Origin of the sequence: Prevotella nigrescens, from assembly GCF_031191185.1 — a bacterium.
Taxonomy (GTDB): Bacteria; Bacteroidota; Bacteroidia; order Bacteroidales; family Bacteroidaceae; genus Prevotella; species Prevotella nigrescens.
The window spans coordinates 1-2,630 of record NZ_CP133466.1 but is presented as its reverse complement, the minus strand read 5'-3'; the positions used below and the strand labels follow the sequence as shown (position 1 = coordinate 2,630).

Sequence of the window (2,630 nt, the reverse complement as noted above, 5' to 3'; positions counted from 1 at the left end):
AAGAGGGTGGTTTCGACATTACTATTGGCAACCCTCCATACATTAGTGCGCCAACGCAAATTGCATCCCCAGAACTAAATGAGCAACGCCAACGTATTATCGAGTGCAAGAAATACAAATCACTCAATGAGAAATGGGATTTATATATTCCCTTTATGGAACTTGGATTGCAACTCCTCTGCCCCAATGGAGTATTCTCTATGATTGTTCCATATCCTTTGACAAATCAGAAATATGGCAAGAAACTCCGTAAGATGATTATAGAAGAATATCGCCTATTGGAAATTGCAGATTTGAACGGTACAAAGATTTTTGAGAATGCAACTGTGAGCAACTGTATACCATTCATTCAGAACTCATCACCAAAAGGTGATCTTCGCATAACTCAAATATATGCGGACAAGACATTCCATAAAGTATTGCATAAGTCTCCAGAAACGTTAAAACAGGACGAAAAGAAATATGTCTGGAACTTAACAGAAGAAAGAAGGTCTGGAAATCGTTTTGCCAACATGAATGTGTTGGGTGACTTCTGCTATATCAGTGTAGGAATGGTTGTTAATGCAGATGAAAAGAAAGCAAAAGGAGAATTTAGGAAAGATGACCTTATAAGTGAAACTTACGACGAAATTCATAGTCGCAAATACATTGAGGCTAAAGACATAGACAAGTATCGGGTAAAACGTGTTCGTTATCTTGAATGGAATACAGAACGATGCCCTGATAAGTTGCGGCGCCCTACCTTTCGTGAATTGTATAATCGTCCAAAACTATTAATAAATCGTTTAGGTTTTCTTAAAGTACATCTTGATATGGACACGCATTTCTTGCATAGCGACTCTATGTTTTCTGCTGTTCTATGGAAGGATTTGAAGGGAGTTAACAACAAGAGCATATCCTCAAGCATTAAGAAATTCTGCAAGCACACTCGTACTGAGATGGAAGCGTTGTCAAGCGAAGTAGACTTGCTTTATTTGTTAGGTGTCCTCAATTCCTCAATGGCTGGTCAGTTGTTGGCTGACCAACGAGGCAGCGATTATCACATCTACCCCGAGCATATACGCAATCTTCCTATCCCTATTGCGACTTCCAAGCAGCAAGAGGAGATAGCTCAGCTCGTCAGAATCATTATGGAAAAGATACATGATGGGCAAGACTGTGAAACGGAGCAACAGAAAGTCAATCAGATAGTTTCCATACTATACATATAATGCATTTTTCCTATTTCCTGATTAACGCGTATTTACGCAAAAAAAACGAATAGAATCTTGATGTTGTGAGAAAATATCCATATCTTTGTAGTCGCAAAGACTGCGTTTTTACGCATAAATAACTAATAGGAATGAATATAGAACGACCCATATATCTGCAAAGGTTAATTGACCGACGCCACAATGGAATGATAAAAATCATTACTGGATTGCGTCGGAGTGGCAAATCGTATCTGCTCTTTACACTTTTCTGCCAGTATCTTAAAGAACAAGGGATAGATGATACCCAAATCATTAAGTTGGATTTGGAGAACATTTATAATGAACGTTATCGAAAGCCTTTACCCTTGTTAGATTACATTAGCCAAAGGGTAACAGATACGAGGGAATACTTTATACTCATAGACGAGATACAATTGCTTGACCGTTTTGAGGAGGCGCTGAACACGCTGCTGAAGAATCCACAATTAGATGTGTATGTCACAGGCAGTAATGCACGCTTCCTGTCAAAAGATGTTGTGACGACTTTCCGTGGTAGGGGCGATGAGTTACGTATCCACCCATTGAGCTTCAGCGAATATATGTCGGTGAAGCCAGATGCGCCTTTCTTGGAAACACACCTTAATGAATATATGCTTTTGGGAGGATTGCCCCAAACGGTAACGATGGCCACAGAACAACAGAAGAAGGGCTATCTGCAACAGCTTTTCTCCAATACCTACCTTATCGACATCAAAGAAAGGTACGGCATACGAAACGATGATGATCTGGAAGAACTCATTGATGTCATGGCAAGCAGCATCGGAAGCCTTACCAACCCACAGAAAATAGCGAACACCTTCCGTTCCGAAAAGCGGAGCACCATCACCAGAGACACCGTCAAGACTTATCTGGACTATATGCAGGACGCTTTCCTGATGGAGCGTGCTGTTCGCTACGATATTAAGGGTCGTAAATATATTGATACTCCAGCAAAATACTATTTTGAAGACTTAGGATTACGCAATGTCCGATTGAATTTCCGTCAGACAGAACACACACACTTGATAGAGAATCTTATATACAATGAGTTACGGATGCGTGGCTATTCTGTGGATGTAGGGCAGGTTACGCAAAATACGAAAAACGAAAATGGAATAAGTGAACGCAAGCAGTTAGAAGTGGACTTCGTATGCAACAGAGGACAGGACAGAATTTACATCCAGTCGGCTTACGCTTTGCCATCTGAAGAAAAAACAGAACAAGAACTACGATCTCTCAAACAGATTAAAGATAGTTTTCAGAAAGTTGTTATTGTAGGAGGCATGCAACCCACTTTCCGCAACGATGACGGCATACTCATCCTGAACATTTTTGATTTTCTGCTGAATAGAAGTGGACAGAATCTGTGACCCTCAAAAGAGGGCTTCGATATTGTTA

At 40.4% G+C, this 2,630-nt stretch carries 2 protein-coding genes; both read left to right on the top strand.

Annotated features, from left to right (window positions below; translation table 11 throughout):
- Window positions 1–155: 155 nt before the first annotated feature.
- Window positions 156–1,211: an Eco57I restriction-modification methylase domain-containing protein gene (locus RDV52_RS11155; RefSeq protein ID WP_309149739.1), complete on the top strand. Its 1,056-nt coding sequence runs from the start codon at window positions 156–158 to the stop codon at window positions 1,209–1,211.
- 131 nt (window positions 1,212–1,342) lie between these two features.
- On the top strand, window positions 1,343–2,602 hold the full coding sequence (locus RDV52_RS11150) for an ATP-binding protein (RefSeq protein ID WP_004367879.1): 1,260 nt from the start codon (window positions 1,343–1,345) through the stop codon (window positions 2,600–2,602).
- Window positions 2,603–2,630 lie beyond the last annotated feature (28 nt).

Bases quoted from the DNA above. Each gene is read 5' to 3' on its own strand.
- RDV52_RS11150 (WP_004367879.1), top strand. From the start codon at position 1,343: ATGAATATAGAACGACCCATATATCTGCAAAGGTTAATTGACCGACGC.
- RDV52_RS11155 (WP_309149739.1), top strand. From the start codon at position 156: ATGGAACTTGGATTGCAACTCCTCTGCCCCAATGGAGTATTCTCTATG.